We start from the raw sequence: 22,264 nt of genomic DNA, 5'->3' as shown, positions 1-22,264 counted from the left end.
CTTTTCCTCTTGGATGACCGTCTTGGTTCAGGCGCGGGGCCGATGAGGGCTGGTGGACTGACGAATGCGCATTTCCGGTTTAATCAGATGCATGCCGTCGGGCTCGTGGCTGCCGGCAAGGCGATCGAGCAGCGCCCGCGCCGCCAGGCGACCGACCTCGGTCTGGCCGTTCCAGACGGTCGTCAGCGCCGGGGTGGCGATCGATGCCTCCTCAAGATCGTCGTAACCGGTGACGGAGATGTCGCGTCCCGGCACCAGGCCGGCGCGCGCAATGCCGTTCATCAGGCCGATCGCCACGAGATCGTTCCAGCAGACGGCGGCCGTCGGCTTCTGTGGCAACGAGAGGAAATGCACGGCGGCTTCGAAACCGCCCTGCTTCGAGCGCGGGCCGGGAATGCGCAGGTTCGGATCGACCTCGATGCCGGCCTTGCGCAGCGCATTGACGTAACCCTGGTAGCGGTCGCGGCCGGTGGATGTCTGGTCCGTGCCGCCGATCATCGCAATCGAGCGGTGGCCGAGGCCGATCAGGTGGTTGGTGGCAAGCGAAATACCATAGCTGTCATCGCCGCGATAGGTCGGCAGGTCTTGGCCCTCCATCGAGCGCGCAACCAGGATCGCCGGCATGCCATTGTCTTCCGCCAGTTGCACGTCCTCAGGCGGCGTGCCGATCGCCGGTGACATGATGACGCCGTCGCCGCCGAGTTGCAGGAGCGTCTCGATGAAGGTGCGCTGCTTCTCGACATTGTCGTAATGATTGGAAAGGATGAAGGTGTGGCGGCTGCGATCGAGCTCGCTTTCGATCGCCTTCAGGATCTCCCCGTAGAAGGGGTTCATAATGTCGTGCACGACGACGCCGATGATGCCGGAACGCGAGGTGCGAAGGCTGGCAGCGCGGCGATTGTAGATATAGCCGAGCGCGCGCGCCTGTTCCTTGATCTTGTCCCGCGTATTGCTGGCGACGAGCGGACTGTCGCGTAAGGCAAGCGATACGGTCGCCGTTGAAATGCCGAGCGTTTCGGCGATCGTCGAAAGCTTGATCTTCTGGACCACGTGTCCTCCTCCAGGCAGCACGCAAGCAGCAAGAGCCGCCGGAAAACCGGCGTGGCCCTTAAAATGTTTAATTAAAAGATTTAATCGGTGGAAGCAATTCGTCTTTCTGCGAAATTTCAGTCTTCATCCGGATCTTCGATATGAAGAGCTTCGGCCTGCAGATTGGCATCGATCGCCTTCAGCAGGCGGACGAGATTGCGGATTTCCTTTTCGGAGAATTCCAGCGTCGCCAGCCTGTCGCAGGCCGCGGCCGCCATCTCGATCCCCTCCACGCTGCCACGGCCGAGCTCGGTGAGATAGACTTTGGTGAGGCGCGCATCCTCGGCGTCGGGCTTGCGCTCGAGGAAGCCCTGCGCCTCCATGCGGCCGATCGTGCGCGTCATCGTCGGCGCCTTGACGCCGAGTTTCTGGGCAAGGCCGCCGGCCGTCATGCCGTCGCTCTCGGCAAGCGAGTGGATGACGCCGTCCTGGCCGGCATAGAGCCCGCTTTCGAGAAGGTTGCGCGAAAGCACCGTGCGCATGGAGCGAGCCGCCTGGGTGAGCGCTGGAGAGAGGTCGACGAGCGTATACTCGGTCTTGTCCTTCTTCTTGGACTTGTGCTTCTTGCCGTCCTTCTGCTTCTTTCCCATAGCCATCCCTTTGATCTTTAAGCCTTGGCGCCGCTGCGATATGACATTGCCCAGGATCTCGTCATAAACAAGAGGCAACGACTGGATGATGACGCCTTCGCCCCGTTTCGAAGACAGCGACCCGGCCTCTGCCGTTGACGTGCGTTGCCTGATCGCCGTGCTGCCGCTCGGCGCTCATGAACAGCACGGCCCGCATCTGCCCTTCGAAACCGACACGCTGATTGCCGAAGGCATCGCCAGGCGATTGAGGATGGCCCTACCGGCTGGCCTTCCCGTCACATTCCTGCCCGCCGAATCCGTCAGCTATTCCATAGAGCATATGAATGTTGAAGGAACGAAGACGCTTGCCTTCGGCGAAGCGGTGGACCGCTGGCTCGGAATCGCCGAAGGCTTGGCGAAGCAGGGCATCCGCAAACTGGTGATGTTGAACGCTCATGGCGGCAATTCGCCCATCATGACCATTGTCGCGACCGAGGCGCGGGTTCGCTTTGCCATGCTGGCGGTGGCGACGAGCTGGACCCGCTTCGGCCTGCCCGATGGCGTCATCCCGCCGGAGGAAAAGGCGGTCGGCATCCACGGCGGCGATATCGAGACCTCGGTGATGCTGGCGCTTCATCCGGGCAGGGTGGATATGACGAAAGCGGCGGATTTCCCTTCGCGACAGAGCGAATTTGCCAGGCGTTTCAAGCATCTGCGCGCCTATGGGCCGCACGCATTCGGCTGGAAGATGTCGGATCTCAACGCAGAAGGCGTGGTGGGCAACGCCGCGGCGGCGACAGCTGAAAAGGGCGAGGCGCTGATTGCGCATGCGGTCAAGGGACTGGTGGAACTGCTGGAAGATGTCGATGCCTTCGATGTCACGCAGCTCCGGTGAATGGGTCATCTGGGCCGGACGGATGATGTGATCTTATAACATTATAAAACCCTTTGAACTGCCGCGCCCATGCCATTATATGAGACCAACCGTTCAAGCAGCCGATCTGAAGCTACTCGGCCGCACGCCTAATCCTAGAGGTTCTCATGACCGACGCGATTCCCACCCAGAAGCCTATTCCCGTTACCGTGCTCACCGGATATCTCGGCGCCGGCAAGACGACCTTGCTCAACCGCATCCTTTCCGAAAACCACGGCAAGAAATATGCGGTCATCGTCAATGAGTTCGGCGAAATCGGCATCGACAACGACCTGATCGTCGAGTCGGACGAAGAAATCTACGAGATGAACAACGGCTGCGTCTGTTGCACAGTGCGCGGCGACCTGATCCGCGTCGTCGAAGGGCTGATGCGCCGTCCCGGCCGCTTCGACGGCATCATCGTCGAAACGACCGGTCTTGCCGATCCGGTGCCGGTCGCCCAGACCTTCTTCATGGACGATGATGTGCGCGCCAAGACCGAGCTCGACGCCGTCATCGCCCTGGTTGACGCCAAGCACCTGCCGCTGCGTCTGAAGGACAGCCGCGAGGCCGAAGACCAGATCGCCTTCGCCGACGTCGTCGTCATCAACAAGACCGACCTCGTGACTCCTGAAGAACTTGCTGTGATCGAGGACATCGTCCGCGCCATCAACCCGGCCGCCCGCGTCTATAAGACCAGCCGCTCCGGCGTCGACCTCGCTCGTGTGCTCGATCAGGGCGCCTTCAACCTGGAGCGCGCGCTCGAAAACGATCCGCATTTCCTCGAGCACGGCCATGACGACCATGTCTGCGGCCCGGATTGCGATCACGACCACCATCATCACGATCATGATCACCACGGGCACGAGCATCATCACCATGGCGCCATGTCGGCGATCCATGATGTGACGGTGCAGTCGGTATCGCTGCGCGGCGGCGAGATGAACGCGGAGCGCTTCTTCCCCTGGATCCAGAAGATCACCCAGACGCAGGGACCGAACATTCTCCGCCTCAAGGGCATCATCGCCTTCAAGGATGATCCCGAGCGGTACGTCGTCCAAGGCGTGCACATGATCATCGAAGGTGATCACCAGCGGCCGTGGAAGGAAGGCGAAAAGCACGAGAGCCGTCTCGTCTTCATTGGCCGCGATCTCGACCGCGAGAAGCTCGAAGCCTCCTTCAAGGCCTGCGAGGCAGCCGCCTGATGCCGACAGTTGCACCGCTTGATCTCGACGGCCACGTTCTGGCCGTCGAATTTTTAGGTGATGTCCCCTTCTTCGCCAGCGCCAACGGCACGTTTCACCGGCTGGACGGCGGCGACAGGGTTTCTGAAGCCCATCAGGGCATGCTCACCGCCATCCGCGATCCCTATAGCGAGAGCCTGATTTCGGGCGGCGAGGATGGCAAGGTGCTGCGCATTTCAGCCGACGGCAGCGTCAGCGAACTCGCCACCGCGCCGCGCAAGTGGATCTCGCAGGTCGCGGCCGGCCCGCAAGGGGCCATTGCCTATTCCTACGGCAAAAGTTCGCTCGTGCGCCTTGCCGACGGGACGACCAAGGAATTTGCAGAGGAGCGCACGGTCGAGGGCCTTGCCTTTGCGCCGAAGGGCCTGCGCATCGCGGCCGCGCGGTATAACGGCGTGTCGCTGCACTGGATCGGCACGACCGCCAAACCAGTCGATCTCGAATGGAAGGGTGCGCATACCGGCGTCACCTTTTCGCCGGACGGTAATTTCCTCGTCACTTCGATGCAGGAAAACGCGCTTCACGGCTGGAAACTCGACAGCAAGCCGGGCTCCGAAGCCCGCCACATGCGCATGACCGGCTACCCCGCCAAGGTCAAATCGCTCTCCTGGTCGGTCAAGGGCAAATGGCTCGCCTCGTCTGGCGCGCCGGCCGCCATCGTCTGGCCCTTCCAGGGCAAGGACGGGCCGATGGGCAAGGCGCCGCTCGAACTCGGCACTCGCGCCAATATCATGGCAACCGCGGTGAAATTCCATCCGCTCGAAGATATCCTCGCCATCGGCTTCATCGACGGCATGATTCTGGCCGTCCGCATCGCCGACAGCAAGGAGGCGCTGTTGCGCCGCCCCGGCAAAGGCGCCGTCACAGCGATGAGCTGGAGCAAGAACGGCAAGCTGCTCGCCTTCGCTTCCGAAGCCGGCGACTGCGGCGTCATCGATATTTCGGCTTGACGCACATTGGCGGCAACGGACGATATCCTATCGGGCCTGAAGTCGTGACGCTCACCGCCGACCACATGCAAGCCGTAGCCGGAATCAGGCGTGTCTCCCTGCGGCAACGACTGCCTTGGCTGCCGGATCTTCATACGCCCGAAGAGGAAGAACAGTACTGGCGCATGCATCTGCTGCCGAATTGCACGATCCTTGGCGCCGCCTTGGAAAACCGGCTCGTCGGTGTCATCGCCTATGGCGACGGCTGGATAGAGCAGCTTTACGTTCTCCCGGATTTCCAGGGTTTGGGCACCGGCTCTCTGCTCCTCGGCTGTGCCAAGCAGGAAATGGACAAGATCAGGCTCTGGCCGTTTCAGCGCAATACCGGCGCACGGGCGTTCTAGGTACGACACGGTTTTGCCGCCGAGGAGGAGACCGACGGTACTGATAATGAGGAAAGAGAGCCGGATGTGCTCTATTATTGGCGCAGGCTTCCGGAGCTGATGCCCGGCCTGCAACCGTCTGGCGGCTAGAATAACGGACTAACGCCGCAAAGTGGCGGGCATGCCAAATGTCTTGGCTGGCCAAATATGTGCCCCGCGCAGGCGGCGTCTTGCGCCGCCTCGGACAGAGGAAACGGGAATGTCGAAATCGACCGACCTCGGTTTGGCCGAGCAACAGTCGCAGCCTTCGGACGGCGCATCCGTCTGGGCCGTCATCCGCGCCGAGGCAGTTGCGCTTGCCGGACGCGAGCCGATTTTGCAGCAATTGCTTGCGGTGCAAATAACCAATGCTGCAGGCAACAAAGAAATCATCGCCCATGTGCTGGCCGCGCGGCTGTCCGCGACGCAGGTGGCAACTGGCGATCTGTTCGATCTCATCCTGTCCATGCTTGATGATGATATCATGCGGAAGATCGAGGCGGATCTTGTTGCCGTGCGTGAGCGCGATCCGGCCTGCACGACATTTCTGCACGCGCTCCTGAACCTCAAGGGGTTTCATGCGCTGCAGACCCACCGCATCGCCCACGCGCTCTGGAACGCCGGCCGACCGGAGATCGCCAGCTGGCTCGCCAATCTCGCCTCGCTAGTCTTCGGCCCGGATATCCATCCGGCCGCGCGGATCGGCGCTTCCATCATGCTTGATCACGGCTCGGGCATCGTCATCGGCGAAACGGCGGTGATCGAGGATGAGGTATCGATCCTGCAGAATGTCACGCTCGGCGGCACCGGCAAGGAGACTGGCGATCGCCACCCGAAAATCCGCCACGGCGTGATGATCGGCGCGGGCGCCAAGATCCTCGGCAATATCGAAATCGGCGCCTTCAGCAAGGTCGCCGCCGGCAGCGTCGTGCTGAAGCCGGTTCCGGAGCATTGCACGGTCGCCGGCGTGCCGGCAACGCTCGTGCGCGTCCACCGCGCCGACGAAATCCCGGCCGAGACGATGGACCAGAATATCTAGGATCACTTTGAGATGGGCGAGTTCGCGCCGTTCCTACGCGGCTTGGTGCGTTTCTCCGAAGGCTTCGACCCGGTTGCGGCCTTCGCGTTTCGAACGATAGAGTGCCTCATCCGCCTTCTGAATCAGCCTTTCAAAATCTCCGCCGTTTTGCCCACACGCGGCAACGCCGATACTCAGGGTCGGAAAGACGGCCAGATCGGGGCACTGCATCACGGCGGCGGCGAAGGCGAGACGGATGCGATCGGCAATCACCATAGCATCTTCGAGGGAGACATTTTTCAGCACGGCAAGAAACTCATCGCCGCCTTGACGGGCGAGCAGATCGTCCGAGCGCATGATGCCTCTCGAAACGCTGGCGAAAAGCCGCAGGATATCGTCGCCGGCGGCGTGGCCATGCCGGTCGTTCAACTGCTTGAAATGGTCGATATCGATGATGAGCAGCGATACCGGCTGCGAACCGAGAGTAGGCAGATGCTGGGCAAGGCCACCGCGATTGAGCGCGCCGGTCAGCGGGTCGCGGTGGGCGAGTTCAGTCAGCTGATTTCGGCTGCGCTCGGCGGCCATCAGCACCATGGCCACGCTGCGAAGCATGATGAAAGCAACCGCCGATACCGCCATCCAGCTATGGACCACACTGCTGCCGAATGGATCCGGCCCGCCGATTTCGCCGGTCGCCGCAAGAAGACTGCGAACCGCAAAGATCGAGGCAGTGCAAACATACAGGCCGACAAGCAGGGCTGCCGAATACAGCCTCTCGCACCGGGCAATACGGATTGCCTCCCTTGCGACGGCAAGGTCGCAGAGGCAGCAAATGACGGAGACATAGAGAAGCCTCGCCGACACTGCCGAAGGATCTCTGACAATAAGTGCGACAGGCACGCTGACGAGAACGATGGCAAGCCAGAAATAGCGCTGCTCGAGCGCTCGTCCCGAAAAGACGCGCACGGCAAAGAACATCAGCATGTAGCCGGCGATGGTCACCACGTTACCGCCGTCGATCGAGACGGAGTAGGGAACGAGATTGCGCAAGGCGACGAGGAAAGAACCGAGGCCGACAAGAATGTTGCTCAGGCCCCACCACAGCGGCCACCTCTCGAAGCGGCCGGTCGCATAGGCTGCAAGCTGGAGCATGCCCTGCACGAAGCAGCTCACGGCCACAATGAAATAGATTGTCCTGAGATCCAGCAGCATGACGCTTTCCCGAAATTCTCGGGGAACGTACAGGAAGCGTTTTGCGGTTTGATTGGGGGCTTCGCTAAAAGTTTAACGATTACGGGTTTTTCCCTGCTGCAGGCGATTGTGTTGGCATCTTCACAGGGCATCCCGGTAACCATGCGCCGCGGTACCCAAAAGAATAATCCGCGCCGCAATCACGGCAGGCCCGCCTGCCTCCATGATCAAACGGCGCGGATATTGCCGGCTAGGCGGAACGAGTCCGACCCGACCGGCTGTTGCTTCAGGCTGCGCGGCGAACCGGCGCGCCAGCCAGCATGCGCCCCGAGGGGACGATCATGCCGGCCGCGCCGTCGAGCCAGCCTTCCGTCAACTCGAGCGCCAGAAAGCGCGAGCGTTCGAACGGACCCGGCATGACAAGATGGCGAGCCTTCTCGGCAAAAAAGCCGAAACGCTCGTAATAGGCAGCATCGCCGACGAGCAGGACGGCGCCATGTCCGCGCTTCTTGGCTTCGAGGATCGCCGCGCGCATCAGCGCCGAACCGATGCCCTTGCCGCCGAGATGGGGCGCAACGGCGAGCGGACCGAGCAGCAGCGCATTAATCGGCGTGCCCTCGTCATTGACGCCGGCCTCGATGTTCCAGAGCCGCACCGAGCCGATGACATGGCCGTCGCGATCGCGCGCGACCAGCGCCAGGCCTTCGGCCGGAATGCGGTTGCGGCGGATCTTTTCCGACGACTTCTTGCGGCGATCGGCGCCCATGACGCGGTCGAGCAAGGTCTCGCGGGCTACGACATCCGAGGGATTTTCGGCGTCGATGGCAAAAGTGGTAGGCGCAAAGAATGCGCGGACAGAATCAAGAACAGCGGCCATCTTGGCCTCCCGTACCCAATACCGTTATCAGCGGCGATGAAGGAAAATTGTGAATTTGCCGCCCCGGCTGGTTACGGGGCCGGCGGAAACGATCTTAGATGACGTAGGCCTTCAGCGGCTCGAAACCGTTGAAAGCGACGGCCGAATAGGTCGTCGTATAGGCGCCGGTGCCTTCGATCAGGACCTCGTCGCCGATCGAAAGGGAGATCGGCAGCGGATAGAGGTTCTTCTCGTAGAGCACGTCGGCCGAATCGCAGGTCGGGCCGGCGATGACGCAGGGCTCCATCTCGTCGCCGTCGTGATCCGTGCGGATCGGATAGCGGATGGCTTCGTCCATCGTCTCGGCGAGACCGCCGAACTTGCCGATGTCGAGGAATACCCAGCGGGCATCGTCATTGTCCGACTTCTTCGAAATCAGCACGACTTCCGCCTTGATGACGCCGGCATTGCCGACCATGCCGCGGCCCGGCTCGATGATCGTCTGCGGGATCTGGTTGCCGAAATGCGTTCGCAGTGCCTGGTAGATCGACTTGCCGTAAGCTTCTGCGGACGGAACGTCGCGCAGGTACTTGGTCGGGAAGCCGCCGCCCATGTTGACCATCTGCAGGTGGATGCCCTGCTTGGCAAGCGATACGAAGACGCGCTTGGCATCAGCAAGCGCCGAATCCCAGGCATCGACCTTGGTCATCTGCGAACCGACATGGAACGAGACGCCGTAGGACTGCAGGCCAAGCTGATGGGCGTAGACGAGAACGTCGACAGCCATCTGCGGGACGCAGCCGAACTTGCGCGACAGCGGCCATTCGGCGCCTTCGCCATCCGTCAGCACGCGGCAGAAGAGACGGGCGCCGGGAGCAGCGCGCGAGATCTTCTCGACTTCCTCGTGGCTGTCGACAGCAAAGAGGCTGACGCCGAGCGCATGCGCGCGGGCAACGTCGCGTTCCTTCTTGATCGTATTGCCAAAGGAGATGCGAGCGGCTGTCGCACCGGCTTCGAGCGCCATTTCGATTTCGGCAACGGATGCGCAATCGAAATTGGAGCCGAGGCCTGCAAGCAGCTTCAGCACTTCGGGGGCCGGGTTGGCCTTGACGGCGTAGTAGATGGCGCTGTCCGGCATTGCGTGACGGAAAGCGTGGAAATTGTCACTGATGACGTCGAGGTCAACCACGAGGCAGGGACCGTCGGGACGTCGGGTTGCGAGAAAGTCGCGGATGCGCTGGGTGGTCATATCGATTCCCTCTTCCAGTTCCAGAGCTCCGGCATGAACCGGAGGACAAAGGGCATACGAGAACCCGCATTGGAACCAGCCGGTGGAGACCCCGGAACCATAGCAAGCGCTCGATGCGCAGATAGTGAACCAACGCCGCCATGCGGTGTAAGTTCGGCTTTGTCTGCCATGGATTGGAGGGAGAATCCCAACCGCACTTCCGGCAATGATGGTGTGCCTCTTCAGTAACCCCCGCTGATGGAAAGCAGGGAGAGAACAAAAAGGCCCGCACCGTCGTTGCTTCAGGCGTCCTCGCATTTTCCGGTTGGCCGGAATAGCGACTGGAGGGGTTAATTCCAGGTACCTTACCGATTTCCTCACCAATTCGAGGGTTCGGCGGACACCCATGGGCACGTGCGACTTTGGGCTGATGTGGAAATAAGAATATTCGCCTTCATAATCAAGCGATTTTTTGATCGCGGGGCCAAAAAAATAATTGAACAAAACGAGCCGATTTGTTCAACATTCCGAAACAGCGTAAGGGACGTCCATGGATACCTTGACCCGCATACGTGCTTTCATCGATGTCGTCGAAGCCGAAGGATTTTCCGCCGCCGCGCGGCGCACCGGCCGCTCCAAGGCGCTGCTCTCCAAATATGTGCGCGAGTTGGAGGATGAGCTCGGCGCGCTGCTCCTCAACCGCACCACCCGGCAGTTCTCCATGACCGAGGCCGGCCATACCTATTACCGCACCGCCTCCGATATCCTCAAGGAGATCGACAACCTCGCCGATCTCGTGCGCGAAAACAATGCGCAACTCAAAGGACGGCTTCGCATCTCAGTGCCGCGCACCTTCGTCGATGCCGATGTTGGCCAGTCGCTGATCGATTTTGCCAAGGAGAATCCGGACCTTTCGCTGGAGATCGCCGCCGACGACCGGTTTGTCGATCTGATCGAGGAAGGCTTCGACGTGGCGATCCGCATCACCAAGCTCGAGGATTCCGGCATGATCGCCCGCAAGATCTCCGATTTCCGGATCCATCTCTGCGCCACGCCGGAATTTCTCGAGCGCTATCCCAACATCGAGCATCCCACCGATATTTCCAACGTCCCCTTCATCGTCGATACCAATGCGCGCACCCAGGCGAGCATCCGATTCCACAACCCCGATAATACCTCGTTCGCCGTCGCCGTTTCCGGGCCGATGGAGGTCAACAGTCCGCATGCGACATTGCGCGCCGCACTCAGCGGCATCGGCATTGCCTTCATCCCGGATTTCATCGCTCGCAAGCCAATCGAGAGCGGAGAACTGGTCACACTGTTCAATGACTATATCCCGACCGACCGCGGCATCTATGCCGTATATCCGCACCGCCGCTACCTGCCGGCCAAGGTGAGGATCTTCGTCGACTACCTCAACAACTGGTTCAAGAAACATCCGTAGCGCCGCCCTTGCGGATGCGACATCGCGACCCGCGGCTATCTGAATCCAGTAGGGAATCCGGTCCCAATTCCGTCCCAATTTCTGGCAAGAAGTCAGGGTCACCGAACAGGGCAGCGGGATAGATGAGATATTCGACGATACTGATGGCCGCGCTTGCTTCACTGGCGCCGGCCGCCGCCCTTGCCCATCCACACATCTTCGTGGAGGCCCGCCTCGAGGTCGTGGCCGACAAGGATGGCAACATCGAGGAACTGCGCAACGTCTGGCGCTTCGACGAAGTCTTCTCTTCCTCAGTGGTCATGGATTTCGACAAGAACACCGACCTGAAGCTGGAGCCGAACGAACTCGCGGAGGTCGGGAAAACGGTGAAGCAGTCGCTTTCCGAATACGATTATTACATGAACCTGACCATCAACGGGAAGAACATCACCGTTCAGAAGCCCGACATCATCCATGTCGACTATAAGGACGGCCAGCTCCTGATGTTCTTCGCGGTCAAGCCGGCGGAGAAGATGCCGCTTAAGGGCAGGCTCACCTTTGGCGTCTACGACCCGACGCTCTACACCTCAATCGACTTTCCCACCGACGACGAACTGGCAATCGTCGGCGACGGCTTCAAGGCCTGCAAGCGTCAGGTGGTGCGACCCGATGCCGACCAGGTGATCTCGCAGAACAAGCAGTCGCTGACGGACGCCTTCTTCAATGATCCCACCGGCACCAACATGTCCAAGCTCTTCGCCACCCGGCTGGAGGTCACATGCTGACAAAACGCCTGCCCTTCATCTTTTCCGCCGCTGCCTTGACGCTCCTGACGGCGGCAAGCCTTGTCCATGCGCAATCGCCGCTCGGCATCGGCACGGCGGAGCCGAGCTTTCAGCCGACCGGCGGGCCGCTCGCACCGCTCTTGCTCTATGTGAACTATGAGCAGCAGGCCTTCTACCGGGCGCTGACCGGCGCATTAAAGGGCATGCGCCAAGACCCGTGGCAGCTAACATCGCTGATCGGCCTCTCCTTCGCCTATGGCGTCTTCCATGCCGCTGGCCCCGGCCACGGCAAGGCGGTCATCTCCTCCTACATGATCGCCAACGAGATCGAGCTGAAACGCGGCGTGGTGATTTCCTTCATTTCGGCTTTCGTCCAGGGCGTGGTGGCAGTGGCGCTGGTTGGCGGCGCCTGGCTGGTGCTGCGCGGCACCGGCATCACATTGACGGCGGCGACCCATGCGATGGAGATCGCAAGCTTCGTCATGGTCATCCTCTTCGGCGGCTGGCTGCTATTTCGCAAACTGCGCTCGATGGCGGGCAACATGCCGCGCCGCCGTCTGGTGGCGACGCCAGCCGGTCCGGTCAGCATAATGCTCGATTGGAAGGACAATGCAGCCGAACGCCAGGCCTATGCCTTCAACGGCAAGGCGCAGCCTGTCGACGCGGGCCATACCTTCGTTCCCGGCATGGCCTGCGAAACCTGCGGCAATGCCCATGTGCCTGATCCGGCCCTGCTCGCCGGCGACAGGTTCAGCGCCCGCGAGGCCTGGTCGGCGATTGTCGCCGTCGGTCTTCGCCCCTGCTCCGGCGCATTGCTGGTGATGACCTTCTCGATGCTGAACGGGCTCTATCTCGGCGGCGTGCTGTCGGTCGCCGCCATGTCGCTAGGCACGGCGATTACCGTTTCGCTGCTTGCCACGCTTGCAGTAACCGCCAAGAGTGCCGCTGTGCGCCTCTCCGGGCGCGGCTCGACCGCCTCGATCTGGATCGGCAATGCCATCGAAATCCTCGGCGCCGTGCTCGTCATGCTGATGGGCGCCCTGCTGCTCGCGGCATCGCTGCAGGGATAGGCCTACTTTCCCCTGCTCCGCTGATAGCGCGCTCGTAGCCAGAAGACCGCGAAAAACGCCAGGATCAGGCAGGCGCCGACTGCGATGCCGAGCGTCGGCGAGAAATTGCCGATCCACAGAACGATGCTTGGCAGGAAATAGATGACCAGGCCGGCGCCAAGCAAGATGACGGCGGCGGCAATGGCCTGCGAGCGGCTCTCCGGGCTCACGCGAGCCTTTCCTTTTCCAGATCGGCACGAATATCCTGCAGGCGGCGGATCTGGTTGCCGGCCGCGTCGAAATTTTCCGGCGAAAGCCAGGTTTCGAAGGCATCGTTGATCAGCGGCCATTCCGTATCGATCATCGAGAACCAGGCAGTGTCACGGTTGCGACGCTTGGAGATCATGTGCTGGCGGAAGACCCCTTCGAAGCTGAAGCCGTAACGGGCGGCCGTCGTCTTGCTCGCCTCGTTGTTATTGTCGCATTTCCATTCGTAGCGGCGGTAGCCGAGATCCTCGAAGACATGCTTGGCCATCAGGTAATGCACTTCGGTCGACAGCGGCGAACGCTTCATCTCAGGACCATGCGCTACCCCGCCGATTTCGACCACGCCGTTTGCCGGGTCGGCGCGCATGTAGTTCGCCATCCCCAGAATCTTGCCGGTGGCATTGTCACGGAAGATATGGGTGAGCCAGCCGGAGTTGGTATAGACGGTTTCAAGCCAGTTGGCGAAATCCTCGATACCGGAAAAGTCGTCTTGAGCAAAATAGAGAAGCAACGGGTTGATGCCCATGCCGCCAAGCCCGTCCCACAGCGCTTCGAGATGTTCGGCGCGCCGATAGGGTTCGACGGTGACGAAACGGCCCTTCAGTGTGACCGGCTTCGGCGCCGGACAGCCCTTGAAATTTGCAAGATCGCGCATGTTCACTCCCCTTTATCCGAAGAGTGGATAGGCCAGCCGCCCGACAAAGGCAACCGGCCGACTTGTTACTGTGACCCAATCACTGGGACCCCATCACCGGGACCCCATCACTGGGACAAGGTAACCTTGGCGGAGGCGACCGTCGCCTCGATATGATCGACCAACTGGTCGGCAAGGCCGAGCCTGCCGGCAAGCAGATCGAGATAACCGCGCTCGGCGCGCGAATCCGGCTCGATGGTGAGCCGCGAGGCGGTGTAGAGTTCGACGCGCTGTTCTTCCGTCGTCGCGGCGGCCACCAGCGCATCGATATCGGTCGGCGACGCAAGTTCGCGCTCGATAAAGGCGGCGGCTTCGCCGCTGACATCGGCAGCCTTGACCTTGTCCATGATCAGGGCGCGTTCGGCATCGTCGATATGGCCGTCGGCCTTGGCCGCGGCGATCATCGCGCGGATCAGCACCAGCACGAATTCATTGCTGCCGGCTGGTGACGTCGGCCCGAAACCGGATTCGACAGGCGGCGGCAGGAGAACCGGATTGTTTGCCGAGGGTGCATCCGAAGGGGCTGCGGGCGCTTGCCCCGCCTGGTAATTCTTGTAGGCCTGATAGCCGAGGCCGGCAATGGCGGCAAGCCCGCCGATCGCCAGTGCATTGCCGGCAATACCGCGGCCGGTCTTGGTGCCGAGAAGCGCGGCGGCGATCGCACCGGTCGCCAGCGGGTTGTTCCTGGCCGTCTGGACCGCATCACCCGCCCTGTCGCGGACCGAACCGCCGAGACCCGGCACCTGCGAACCCAAGAACTGGTCGAGAAGCTTCCTTGCGTCGAACATTCCTCGTCATCTCCCTGTTTGAGGCTGGAAGCGTACATAGGTTTGCGACGGCTGGAATACAAATATGGGGTTGAGCGGGGTTGTAGCGTGACGCTCCCCGCCGCCTACCGACCTCAGGCCTTCAGCGCCGCCGCTTCTGCCGCGAGCTTGGTGATCCCCGCCCAGTCGCCGGCTGCGACCAGCTCCTTCGGCGCCACCCAGGAGCCGCCGACGCAGATGACGTTCGGCAGCGAGAGATAGTCATTGGCGTTCTTCAGCGAAATGCCGCCGGTCGGGCAGAACAGCGTGCCGGCAAGCGGCGAAGAGAGCGCTTTCAGCAAGGCCGCGCCACCGGCCTGCTCCGCCGGGAAGAACTTCAGCACCTGGTAGCCTTCTTCGCGTAACGCCATGACTTCGCTGGCGGTCGCAGCGCCGGGAAGCAGCGGCACATCGGAATCGGCAGCGGCATCAAGCAGTTCCTGCGTCGTGCCCGGGCTGACGATGAATTTCGAACCGGCCTCGACGGCGGCTTCCCAATGAGCGGCATTGAGGATCGTGCCGGCGCCGACTTCGGCGCCCTCGACCTCAGCGGCGACGGCGCGTACGGCCTCGAGTGCCGCCGGCGTGCGCATGGTGATCTCGATCGCCTTCAGACCGCCCGCAACGAGCGCGCGGGCCAGCGACACCGCCGATTTCACATCGTCGACGATCAAGACCGGAACGACAGGCTGGAGTTTCAGGATGGAAAGGAGCTTCTCTGTTTTCTCGCCCATGGTCGCGCGACCTCCTTGAAACGATTGAATTCGTCCCCGAATAACGCCCCCGTCGAACCTTGTCGAGATAAAACCAGACCACATGACAAGATGGGTAGGAAATGCGTGGAAATTGGTCTACCGTGCCGCAATCGTCACAAAAGGTTCACCGATATGGCGAAAGAGATCGAGCGGAAGTTTCTCGTACGCAGCGATGGATGGCGTTCCGCCGTCGAGACGAAGTCTGTCCTGAAGCAGGGTTATATCGCCTCGATGGACGATCGTTCCGTCCGCGTGCGTATCCTCGACGACAGGAAGGCGAAACTGACGATCAAGATCGGCCGCAGCGCCATCACCCGCGACGAATTCGAATACGACATCCCAATCGCCGATGCCAAAGAGCTTTTGCAGAACGCCATCGGCATCGTCATCGAGAAGACGCGCTACCGGGTTCCGCACGAAGGCTTCGTCTGGGAGGTCGATGTCTTTGCCGGCGAGCATCGTGGGCTGGTGATCGCCGAGGTGGAGATGACGGCGGAAACCGACGATCCGGCTCTGCCCGCCTGGCTCGGCCGCGAAGTGACCGGCGATTCCCGCTATTCCAACCAGGCCCTCGCCACAGAATATGGGCACGACAGGCATGGGCTATCGCATTCGGCCTGACGCCGATTTTACCGACGAGTTCCGCAGCGTCGCGACTGAGCAATTGGAACGCGCCGTCATGATTCTGGAGGAGCGGCCGGACGGCGCACATAAGGCGATCCATTCCTTCCGCAAGAATCTGAAACGATTGCGTTCGCTCTACCGCCTCGTGGCTCGCAAGGTGCCGGATTTTCAGAGCCTCGAAAACGCCAGGCTGCGCGATGCCGCGCAGTCGCTGTCTGCAATCCGCGACGCTGCCGCCCTCATCGGCACGGCGCAATATCTGCAGCATGCAGCCCGCGGGAACGAGGAGAGCGAGGCGCTCGTCCGTATCGTCACGATTCTCGAAGGCCGCCGTGACTGGATGGTGGAAGCCGAAAGCGGCCTGGAACGGCGGCTGAAGGAAACCTCCGACGTCCTGAAGGAGGCGATCACCGCCCTGGATGCAGTCTCCTTTGATGGCGGCCACCGCAAGAATGCCCGCATGCTGGCAAAGAGCTGGCGCCGCACCGCTGGGAAGGCCAAGGCAGCACTCGCAGCTTGCCACGGCGAGGCATCGGCCGACGATTTCCACGATCTGCGCAAACGCACCTACGACTATCAGCTTTATCACGGCCTTTTGCGCGACGTCTGGCCCGGCGCGATGAAGGCCAAGCGCGATGCGGCCAAGGAGCTCGCCGAGGATCTCGGCCACATTCACGATCTTGCCGTGCTCTCCGAACTGGTCGAGGCCGAGCCGCAGCTCTTCCCCCGCAATGACGACCTCGCCCATCTGCTCGACGCCATCATCTTTCGCCAGCAGGAGGACCGGCGACAAGCGCTTCTCAAAGCCAAAACCGTCTTCGCCGACGATCCCGACGAGGAAGCGCAACGCATCGAGCTTCTCTGGCTGACGGCCGACGGTTGAGAGGCTACGCCGGCGCATCTGAAATTTCCCAAGGTAAATCTATTGACCTCGACCAATCTTGAGGTCCTAGCCTCCGTTGGTCAAACAAGCAGAGCCCTGACCCGTGAGGAAGAAATGACCGCCGAAAACGCCGCGATGCCAATGGTGCTCGGACTCTACGAGACCCATCTGACCGTTGCCGATCTCAAGACCTCCACCGATTTCTACCGCGATGTCGTCGGGCTCAAACCGGCGGCCTCATTCGAGGAGCGCAAAGTGGCTTTCCTCTGGGTAGACGACAGGAAGACCGGTATGCTTGGCCTCTGGGAAACCGGAACCGGCCCCCTGAAGATGCGGCTGCATATCGCCTTCCGCATGACCGCCGACGGCGTGCTGCAGGCGCCCGCCATACTCAAGGCAAAAGGTGTTGAGCCACTCGGCTTTACTGGTGAACCGGTGACGGAGCCGGTGGTTCTCGGGTGGATGCCGGCGCTGTCGATCTACTTCAAGGATCCGGACGGACACTCGATCGAGTTCATCAGCCTTCTCGACGACATCCCCGACCGAAGCTTCGGCGTGCGGCCGTTTTCCGAATGGCAGGCACGAGCATAGTCGTTCGACCGCCAAGGCCGCCAACCGGCGAAGGCAATTGCGCGAGCCGCCGATTTTCTGTATTTCCGCTCGATGACCGACAGCCTCACACCCATCAGCCCGTTCCTCGTGGCCGCACTCTACCATTTCGTTTCCGTGCCGCGCTTTGCCAGCCTGCACGGCCCGCTGCAGACGCTTTGCGAGGAGAACGGCGTCAAGGGGACGCTGCTTGTGGCGCATGAGGGTATCAATGGGACGATCGCCGGCCCGGATGCCGGCATTTACGCCGTGCTTTCATTCCTGCGCGCCCAGCCGGAATTTTCAAGCCTGGAGCATAAGGAAAGCCGCGCCTTGAAAATGCCTTTCCTGCGCATGAAGGTGAAGCTGAAAAAGGAAATCGTCACCATGGGCGTCGAGGACATCGACCCCAACAAGGTGGTCGGCACCTATGTCGCGGCGAAGGACTGGAACGCGCTGATTTCCGATCCCGATACGATCGTCATCGACACCCGCAACGACTACGAAACGGCAATCGGCACCTTTCGCGGCGCGCTCGACCCGAAGACCAAGACTTTCCGCGAATTTCCCGATTGGGTGCGCGACAATCCCGGCCTGCACAACAAGCCGAAGGTCGCCATGTACTGCACCGGCGGCATACGCTGCGAGAAGGCAACCGCCTTCATGAAGGCTGAGGGCTTCGACGAGGTTTATCATCTGAAGGGCGGCATTCTGAAATATCTCGAGGAAGTGCCGCAGGAGGAAAGTCTCTGGGATGGCGCCTGCTTCGTCTTCGACGAACGCGTGTCCGTCGAGCATGGGCTGCAGCAAGGCGAACACAGGCTATGCCACGCCTGCCGCAACCCGATCACTTCAGAGGAAGTCACCTCGCCGCACTACGAGGAAGGCGTTTCCTGCAGCCACTGCTACAACACGCGGACGGAAGAAGACCGGCTGCGTTATCGTCAGCGGCAGCACCAGATCGCCCTCGCACGAAAGCGCGGCCAGCGGCATATCGGCAGCTGAGCCGATATTCAGGGGATCAGCCTCGCTGCCTGAGGGAGGCGTTGCCGGTCAGGCTGCGCCGATACGGCGCCGGGCCGCCGGCTCCGCTGCGCGTCGCTCGTTCAGCATCTCGGTGATAAGCTCGGCCGTCACCGGCTTTCCGAACAGATAGCCCTGCAGGCAATCGCAGCCGAAGAGGCGCATGGCGATTGCCTGCTCCTCGGTCTCGATGCCTTCGGCCGTCACCGGAATGTCGAGCGAGCGGGCAAGCGCCACCGTCGCCTGCAGCATCTCGCGCTGGCGTTTGTCCTCGTTGACACCCATGACCAGCGAGCGGTCGATCTTGATCCGGTCGAAACCGAACTGCCTGAGATAACCGATCGAGGAGAAACCGGAGCCGAAATCGTCGAGCGCCACTTTGACCCCCAGCGCCTTCAGCCGGTCGATCGACTGGCGGGTACGCTGCGGATTCTGAATCATGTAGCCTTCGGTGATCTCGAGCGTAATACGGCCGGCCTCGATTTCCGTTTGTTTCAGCACGTAGCGCACATAGTCGGCAAAGGCGGGATTGCGGAACTGGCCGGGCGAGACGTTGACCGAGACGTTGAGTTCCGGCCATTGCTTGGCTGTCTCGCAGGCCTTTCGCAGCACGAACAGGCCGAGCGATTCGATGAGACCGCTGGTCTCGGCGATCGGGATGAATACCTCTGGTGAAACAGGCCCGTGACCCGGACGGTTCCAGCGCACCAGTGCTTCGACACCGGTCGGCGCATGGGAGACCGCATCGATCAATGGCTGGTAGGCCAGCGTCAGGTCGCCGCTCTCGATGGCCATCCGGAGATCGAGTTCCAGCGCATTGCGCTGCTCTCGATCCGCATCCATCGACGGATCGTAGAGCATCATCCGCGCGCGGCCGGCCTCCTTCGCCTTGTACATGGCAAGGTCGGAGCGGCGCACCAGTTCTTCACGCTCGATCATGCCGCAAGGCGACATGGCGATGCCGATGCTTGCGCCGACGACGACAACGCGGCGACCGATCTCCAGCGGCTCGACAAGAAAATCGAGGATCTGCTCGGCAAGCTGCAGTGCGGCGGCATTCTCGCTGTCGGAGAGAAAGGCGATCGCAAATTCATCGCCGCCGATCCGGGCGAGAACTGCGCCTTGCGGAATGAGCACGTCGAGACCGGCCGCAACCGCGCGGATCAACTGGTCGCCAGTGCCGTGGCCATAACTGTCATTGACCTCCTTGAAGCCATCGAGGTCGAGATAGAGGAGCAGCACGTTGCGCTTGGACTGGCGCGCCTCGACGACGAAGCGGTCGACGGCAAGCCCGAGACCATCGCGATTGGAAAGACCGCTCAGCCGGTCACGCAGCGCCTCCTCGCGGGCGCTGTTTTCCTCGGCCTTCAGCCGGCGGCCGGCAAGCCAGCCGATGACCAGCAACACCACGAAGAACAGACCGACGAGGCCGAGCGCCTGCAGGACCATCGGCCGCACCTGTGCGTAGCCGACATCACCCGGTGAACGCGAGGTCCAGACGAGTTTTTTGAGCGTTCCCCCGGCCGGATCGACGATCGGTACGAAATAATCGGCCTCGTAGCTCGCCGACGCCAGCTTCAGCCCGCCGATGACATAGGTCTGGCCGAGCGCCGCCACCCGGTCATTGTCGAGATGGCGGGCAAAAACGAGATAGCGGTGTTGGCCGGCGGGCACATCCAGCGCGCCGGATTTTTTCCGCACCAATGCGACGCCGACAGCAGCGACACCGCGTTTGGTGGTGACGAACCCGACCGCTTGGGGCGTACCGGCCGGGCCGGCCGTCTTCGCCGTCTCGAACAGGGTCCAGAGCGACGGCGCGAAGAAATCCGCGAGCGGCTCTTCCATCGGCTTGCCGTCGCGATAGGCCATGATCGGCGTCTTCCCGTCATCGATGATGATCGCCATGTCGAAAAGCGCGCTGTTGACCGACATCTCGCCGTAATTGCTCACCGTCCAGGCCATGCCATCGGGCGAATAGACGTTGACGGCGGCATCGTCCCAGGCAGCGTAATCGTCGAGTGTCGCGCCAAGCTGGTCCTCGAAAGTCTTCAACGCCCCGATCGTCGTTTCGCGCGAGCGCTCATCATCGAGGAGATTGGCATTTTCGGCCACGCGTTCAAGCGCCGTCAGCACCATGACGGTGACGATTGCGACGATGACGGCAAAGGAAAAAAGCACGCCCGTAACGGTAATGTGACGGCCTATTCCCAATCCCTTGCTCTGCGGCTTTCCGGCTGTCTGCATTACGGCTCCCTGACCGTCAGACTTTGCCAGCCAAGGGTTCAAAAACGTTTAAGCAACCGGCTGTTGCAGGTTTCGAACGATCTATTTTTCTGCCTGGATTGCCATCGCGAAATGACGGCAAGCAGCATCGACTCGCCGTGCCGCGCCGGAGAGCTTAAATGAGACGCAATAGACTCCAAACCGGCGCCTATATCAGGCCGACGGCGCTAACCCGGCCTGTGATTGCCCTTCGGGAATTTGGCAGCAAGTTCGCGGTACCATTTGCCGCTCTGTTTTATTGTGCGTACCTGGGTCTGATAGTCGACATGGACGAGGCCGAAGCGCATGCGGTAGCCTTCGGCCCATTCGAAATTGTCCATCAGGCTCCAGGCGAAATAGCCGCGCATGGGGTAACCACCCTTGATCAGACCGGCCACCACATCGAGATGGTCACCGAGATAATCCAGACGCATCCTATCGTCGACCTCGCCGTCGACGATATCGGTGTTGTCGCAGGCGCCGTTCTCGGTGATGTAGCATTCCGGCAGTTCGTACCGGCGGTAGAGGTCCTCGATCAGGAGCTTCAATCCCGGCGCATAGATTTCCCAGCCGATATCGGTCTTGACGTCGCTTGCCGGCGGCGCTTTCACCGTCCACGGGAAATCGCCCTTGCGTTCGGCATCGTCGGTGACCCGCTCGGGCGTGTAGTAATTCAGACCCCACCAGTCGAGTTTCTGGCTGATGAGCTTCATGTCGCCGTCCTCGATGGCGGGCATGCGGTCGCCAAGCGCCTCGACGAATTCTTTCGGATATTCGCCCTTGAAGACCGGATCGAAGAAGGCGCCGTTGTGGAACTGGTGCGCCCTTTCGGCGGCTGCAAGATCGGTCGGGCTGTCGGAGCCGGGGATGATCGAAGCGGCGTTGAGCACAAGCCCGACGGGCACATCGGGGGCTTCCGAGCGGATCGCCTCGACGCCGAGGCCGTGGGCGAGGTTCATATAATGCATGGCGTGAAGGGCGGCCTGCATATCGCGTTCGCCCGGAGCATGGATGCCGTAGAGGTGGCTCAGCCAGACGATGCACCAGGGCTCGTTGAAGGTCGCGACCTTATCGAGGCGATCGCCAAGGCGGTTCATCACCGTCTTGGCATAGCGCTGAAACGCATAGGCGGTCGAGCGCGCCGTCCAGCCGCCGTCGCCGGCGAGCAGCAACGGCAGATCCCAGTGGTAGAGCGTCGCGTAGGTCTTGATCCCCCGCGCCTTGCAGCCGTCGACCAGCCGATCGTAGAAATCGAGACCGGCCTCATTCACCGGACCCGTGCCGTCGGGGATAATGCGCGGCCAGGCGATCGAGAAGCGATAGGCTTCGACGCCCATCTCCTTGATGAGATCGAGGTCCTGCTCCAGTCGGTTATAGTGGTCGCAGGCGACGTCGCCATTGTCGCGATGATAGACGCGGCCGGGCATATTGCAAAAGGCATCCCAGATCGATGGCTTGCGGCCGTCGGCCTTGCTGGCCCCTTCGATCTGGAAGGCGGCGGTGGCGACGCCGAAGGTGAAGTCGCCGGGGAAGCGCTGTGCGAGTTTCTGCGGATCGATCATCTTAAAATCCTATCTCTAGGTTGGCCGTTTGCGCGGGATTTAGCCAAGCGTGAAGGCAAAGTACAGGCTGGCAGCGAGAAAAAC

The 22,264-nt window shown here is 61.5% G+C and carries 22 protein-coding genes and 1 pseudogene; 12 read left to right on the top strand and 11 right to left on the bottom strand.

What is annotated here, in order from left to right:
- Nucleotides 1-27: 27 nt before the first annotated feature.
- Together HJB84_RS19275 and HJB84_RS19270 are read right to left on the bottom strand one after the other, a co-directional pair.
- On the bottom strand, nucleotides 28-1,050 hold the full coding sequence (locus HJB84_RS19275) for a LacI family DNA-binding transcriptional regulator (protein WP_007631775.1): 1,023 nt from the start codon (nucleotides 1,048-1,050) through the stop codon (nucleotides 28-30).
- Nucleotides 1,051-1,166: 116 nt separating this feature from the next.
- On the bottom strand, nucleotides 1,167-1,679 hold the full coding sequence (locus HJB84_RS19270; protein ID WP_221116639.1) for a MarR family winged helix-turn-helix transcriptional regulator: 513 nt from the start codon (nucleotides 1,677-1,679) through the stop codon (nucleotides 1,167-1,169).
- An 85-nt stretch (nucleotides 1,680-1,764) separates the two neighbouring features.
- Here HJB84_RS19270 and HJB84_RS19265 point away from each other — a divergent pair, with 85 nt between their 5' ends.
- The 5 genes and pseudogenes from HJB84_RS19265 (at nucleotide 1,765) to cysE (ending at nucleotide 6,205) form a co-directional block, all read left to right on the top strand.
- Nucleotides 1,765-2,553, top strand: coding sequence for a creatininase family protein (locus HJB84_RS19265; protein ID WP_221116615.1), 789 nt, complete (start codon nucleotides 1,765-1,767; stop codon nucleotides 2,551-2,553).
- A gap of 146 nt (nucleotides 2,554-2,699) precedes the next feature.
- Nucleotides 2,700-3,776 carry a GTP-binding protein gene (locus HJB84_RS19260; protein WP_221116614.1) on the top strand — a complete coding sequence of 359 codons (1,077 nt, stop codon included), beginning with the start codon at nucleotides 2,700-2,702 and terminating at the stop codon, nucleotides 3,774-3,776.
- Nucleotides 3,776-4,765, top strand: coding sequence for a WD40 repeat domain-containing protein (locus HJB84_RS19255; protein ID WP_221116613.1), 990 nt, complete (start codon nucleotides 3,776-3,778; stop codon nucleotides 4,763-4,765). Before HJB84_RS19260 ends, HJB84_RS19255 begins: the two co-directional genes overlap by 1 nt.
- A 6-nt stretch (nucleotides 4,766-4,771) precedes the next feature.
- Nucleotides 4,772-5,277: pseudogene (locus HJB84_RS19250) on the top strand (GNAT family N-acetyltransferase).
- A gap of 109 nt (nucleotides 5,278-5,386) precedes the next feature.
- Nucleotides 5,387-6,205: a serine O-acetyltransferase gene (gene cysE / locus HJB84_RS19245; protein ID WP_207581823.1), complete on the top strand. Its 819-nt coding sequence runs from the start codon at nucleotides 5,387-5,389 to the stop codon at nucleotides 6,203-6,205.
- 33 nt (nucleotides 6,206-6,238) lie between these two features.
- Here the strand turns inward: cysE and HJB84_RS19240 are convergent, their stop codons facing one another.
- The 3 genes from HJB84_RS19240 to odc2 form a co-directional block, all read right to left on the bottom strand.
- Entirely contained in the window at nucleotides 6,239-7,396 is a 1,158-nt protein-coding gene (locus tag HJB84_RS19240) for a GGDEF domain-containing protein (RefSeq protein ID WP_221116612.1), read from the bottom strand.
- Nucleotides 7,397-7,661: 265 nt separating this feature from the next.
- Nucleotides 7,662-8,252, bottom strand: a complete 591-nt coding sequence (locus tag HJB84_RS19235; protein WP_221116611.1) for a GNAT family N-acetyltransferase — start codon at nucleotides 8,250-8,252, stop codon at nucleotides 7,662-7,664.
- A gap of 94 nt (nucleotides 8,253-8,346) precedes the next feature.
- Entirely contained in the window at nucleotides 8,347-9,480 is a 1,134-nt protein-coding gene (gene odc2 / locus HJB84_RS19230) for an ornithine/lysine decarboxylase (RefSeq protein ID WP_221116610.1), read from the bottom strand.
- A gap of 529 nt (nucleotides 9,481-10,009) precedes the next feature.
- Here odc2 and HJB84_RS19225 point away from each other — a divergent pair.
- The 3 genes from HJB84_RS19225 (at nucleotide 10,010) to HJB84_RS19215 (ending at nucleotide 12,737) form a co-directional block, all read left to right on the top strand.
- Complete coding sequence (locus HJB84_RS19225; protein ID WP_221116609.1) at nucleotides 10,010-10,903, top strand: LysR family transcriptional regulator; 894 nt, start codon at nucleotides 10,010-10,012, stop codon at nucleotides 10,901-10,903.
- 122 nt (nucleotides 10,904-11,025) lie between these two features.
- The gene (locus HJB84_RS19220) at nucleotides 11,026-11,667 is read left to right on the top strand and encodes a DUF1007 family protein (protein ID WP_221116608.1); all 642 of its coding nucleotides are present in this window, start codon (nucleotides 11,026-11,028) and stop codon (nucleotides 11,665-11,667) included.
- Complete coding sequence (locus tag HJB84_RS19215) at nucleotides 11,661-12,737, top strand: nickel/cobalt transporter (RefSeq protein ID WP_207581829.1); 1,077 nt, start codon at nucleotides 11,661-11,663, stop codon at nucleotides 12,735-12,737. The genes HJB84_RS19220 and HJB84_RS19215 overlap by 7 nt, the downstream gene beginning before the upstream one ends.
- Before the next feature lie 2 nt (nucleotides 12,738-12,739).
- Here the strand turns inward: HJB84_RS19215 and HJB84_RS19210 are convergent, their stop codons facing one another.
- The 4 genes from HJB84_RS19210 to HJB84_RS19195 form a co-directional block, all read right to left on the bottom strand.
- Nucleotides 12,740-12,946: a hypothetical protein gene (locus tag HJB84_RS19210; RefSeq protein ID WP_221116607.1), complete on the bottom strand. Its 207-nt coding sequence runs from the start codon at nucleotides 12,944-12,946 to the stop codon at nucleotides 12,740-12,742.
- Complete coding sequence (locus HJB84_RS19205) at nucleotides 12,943-13,638, bottom strand: GNAT family N-acetyltransferase (RefSeq protein WP_221116606.1); 696 nt, start codon at nucleotides 13,636-13,638, stop codon at nucleotides 12,943-12,945. Before HJB84_RS19205 ends, HJB84_RS19210 begins: the two co-directional genes overlap by 4 nt.
- Before the next feature lie 107 nt (nucleotides 13,639-13,745).
- The gene (locus HJB84_RS19200) at nucleotides 13,746-14,465 is read right to left on the bottom strand and encodes a tellurite resistance TerB family protein (protein ID WP_207581832.1); all 720 of its coding nucleotides are present in this window, start codon (nucleotides 14,463-14,465) and stop codon (nucleotides 13,746-13,748) included.
- Between the two features lie 113 nt (nucleotides 14,466-14,578).
- A complete protein-coding gene (locus HJB84_RS19195) occupies nucleotides 14,579-15,217 on the bottom strand; it encodes a 2-dehydro-3-deoxy-phosphogluconate aldolase (RefSeq protein ID WP_207581833.1) in 639 nt (212 codons plus the stop codon).
- Between the two features lie 153 nt (nucleotides 15,218-15,370).
- Between HJB84_RS19195 and HJB84_RS19190 the strand changes: the two genes are divergently transcribed.
- The 4 genes from HJB84_RS19190 to HJB84_RS19175 all read left to right on the top strand — a co-directional run bounded on the left by HJB84_RS19190 (nucleotide 15,371) and on the right by HJB84_RS19175 (nucleotide 18,338).
- Nucleotides 15,371-15,859: a CYTH domain-containing protein gene (locus HJB84_RS19190; RefSeq protein WP_221116605.1), complete on the top strand. Its 489-nt coding sequence runs from the start codon at nucleotides 15,371-15,373 to the stop codon at nucleotides 15,857-15,859.
- Nucleotides 15,837-16,745 (top strand): CHAD domain-containing protein, encoded by a 909-nt coding sequence (locus HJB84_RS19185; RefSeq protein ID WP_207581835.1) that lies wholly within the window; start codon nucleotides 15,837-15,839, stop codon nucleotides 16,743-16,745. The genes HJB84_RS19190 and HJB84_RS19185 overlap by 23 nt, the downstream gene beginning before the upstream one ends.
- A 114-nt stretch (nucleotides 16,746-16,859) precedes the next feature.
- Nucleotides 16,860-17,336 carry a VOC family protein gene (locus tag HJB84_RS19180; RefSeq protein WP_207581836.1) on the top strand — a complete coding sequence of 159 codons (477 nt, stop codon included), beginning with the start codon at nucleotides 16,860-16,862 and terminating at the stop codon, nucleotides 17,334-17,336.
- A 72-nt stretch (nucleotides 17,337-17,408) separates the two neighbouring features.
- Nucleotides 17,409-18,338, top strand: coding sequence for a rhodanese-related sulfurtransferase (locus HJB84_RS19175; RefSeq protein WP_207581837.1), 930 nt, complete (start codon nucleotides 17,409-17,411; stop codon nucleotides 18,336-18,338).
- Nucleotides 18,339-18,386: 48 nt separating this feature from the next.
- Here HJB84_RS19175 and HJB84_RS19170 read toward each other — a convergent pair whose 3' ends face one another.
- Nucleotides 18,387-20,600 carry a bifunctional diguanylate cyclase/phosphodiesterase gene (locus HJB84_RS19170; RefSeq protein ID WP_221116604.1) on the bottom strand — a complete coding sequence of 738 codons (2,214 nt, stop codon included), beginning with the start codon at nucleotides 20,598-20,600 and terminating at the stop codon, nucleotides 18,387-18,389.
- Between the two features lie 206 nt (nucleotides 20,601-20,806).
- The gene (locus HJB84_RS19165) at nucleotides 20,807-22,180 is read right to left on the bottom strand and encodes a GH1 family beta-glucosidase (RefSeq protein ID WP_221116603.1); all 1,374 of its coding nucleotides are present in this window, start codon (nucleotides 22,178-22,180) and stop codon (nucleotides 20,807-20,809) included.
- Nucleotides 22,181-22,264 lie beyond the last annotated feature (84 nt).

Origin of the sequence: Rhizobium sp. NZLR1b, from assembly GCF_019685155.1 — a bacterium.
In the GTDB taxonomy this organism is placed as follows: domain Bacteria; phylum Pseudomonadota; class Alphaproteobacteria; order Rhizobiales; family Rhizobiaceae; genus Rhizobium.
This window is presented reverse-complemented; position numbering and strand designations above follow the sequence as displayed.

What these genes read in the sequence shown, in the direction of transcription:
- HJB84_RS19270 (WP_221116639.1), bottom strand. Translation starts at nt 1,679, where the DNA reads ATGGGAAAGAAGCAGAAGGACGGCAAGAAGCACAAGTCCAAGAAGAAG.
- HJB84_RS19265 (WP_221116615.1), top strand. Translation starts at nt 1,765, where the DNA reads ATGATGACGCCTTCGCCCCGTTTCGAAGACAGCGACCCGGCCTCTGCC.
- HJB84_RS19260 (WP_221116614.1), top strand. Translation starts at nt 2,700, where the DNA reads ATGACCGACGCGATTCCCACCCAGAAGCCTATTCCCGTTACCGTGCTC.
- HJB84_RS19255 (WP_221116613.1), top strand. Translation starts at nt 3,776, where the DNA reads ATGCCGACAGTTGCACCGCTTGATCTCGACGGCCACGTTCTGGCCGTC.
- cysE (WP_207581823.1), top strand. Translation starts at nt 5,387, where the DNA reads ATGTCGAAATCGACCGACCTCGGTTTGGCCGAGCAACAGTCGCAGCCT.
- HJB84_RS19240 (WP_221116612.1), bottom strand. Translation starts at nt 7,396, where the DNA reads ATGCTGCTGGATCTCAGGACAATCTATTTCATTGTGGCCGTGAGCTGC.
- HJB84_RS19235 (WP_221116611.1), bottom strand. Translation starts at nt 8,252, where the DNA reads ATGGCCGCTGTTCTTGATTCTGTCCGCGCATTCTTTGCGCCTACCACT.
- odc2 (WP_221116610.1), bottom strand. Translation starts at nt 9,480, where the DNA reads ATGACCACCCAGCGCATCCGCGACTTTCTCGCAACCCGACGTCCCGAC.
- HJB84_RS19225 (WP_221116609.1), top strand. Translation starts at nt 10,010, where the DNA reads ATGGATACCTTGACCCGCATACGTGCTTTCATCGATGTCGTCGAAGCC.
- HJB84_RS19220 (WP_221116608.1), top strand. Translation starts at nt 11,026, where the DNA reads ATGAGATATTCGACGATACTGATGGCCGCGCTTGCTTCACTGGCGCCG.
- HJB84_RS19215 (WP_207581829.1), top strand. Translation starts at nt 11,661, where the DNA reads ATGCTGACAAAACGCCTGCCCTTCATCTTTTCCGCCGCTGCCTTGACG.
- HJB84_RS19205 (WP_221116606.1), bottom strand. Translation starts at nt 13,638, where the DNA reads ATGCGCGATCTTGCAAATTTCAAGGGCTGTCCGGCGCCGAAGCCGGTC.
- HJB84_RS19200 (WP_207581832.1), bottom strand. Translation starts at nt 14,465, where the DNA reads ATGTTCGACGCAAGGAAGCTTCTCGACCAGTTCTTGGGTTCGCAGGTG.
- HJB84_RS19195 (WP_207581833.1), bottom strand. Translation starts at nt 15,217, where the DNA reads ATGGGCGAGAAAACAGAGAAGCTCCTTTCCATCCTGAAACTCCAGCCT.
- HJB84_RS19190 (WP_221116605.1), top strand. Translation starts at nt 15,371, where the DNA reads ATGGCGAAAGAGATCGAGCGGAAGTTTCTCGTACGCAGCGATGGATGG.
- HJB84_RS19185 (WP_207581835.1), top strand. Translation starts at nt 15,837, where the DNA reads ATGGGCTATCGCATTCGGCCTGACGCCGATTTTACCGACGAGTTCCGC.
- HJB84_RS19180 (WP_207581836.1), top strand. Translation starts at nt 16,860, where the DNA reads ATGACCGCCGAAAACGCCGCGATGCCAATGGTGCTCGGACTCTACGAG.
- HJB84_RS19175 (WP_207581837.1), top strand. Translation starts at nt 17,409, where the DNA reads ATGACCGACAGCCTCACACCCATCAGCCCGTTCCTCGTGGCCGCACTC.
- HJB84_RS19170 (WP_221116604.1), bottom strand. Translation starts at nt 20,600, where the DNA reads ATGCAGACAGCCGGAAAGCCGCAGAGCAAGGGATTGGGAATAGGCCGT.
- HJB84_RS19165 (WP_221116603.1), bottom strand. Translation starts at nt 22,180, where the DNA reads ATGATCGATCCGCAGAAACTCGCACAGCGCTTCCCCGGCGACTTCACC.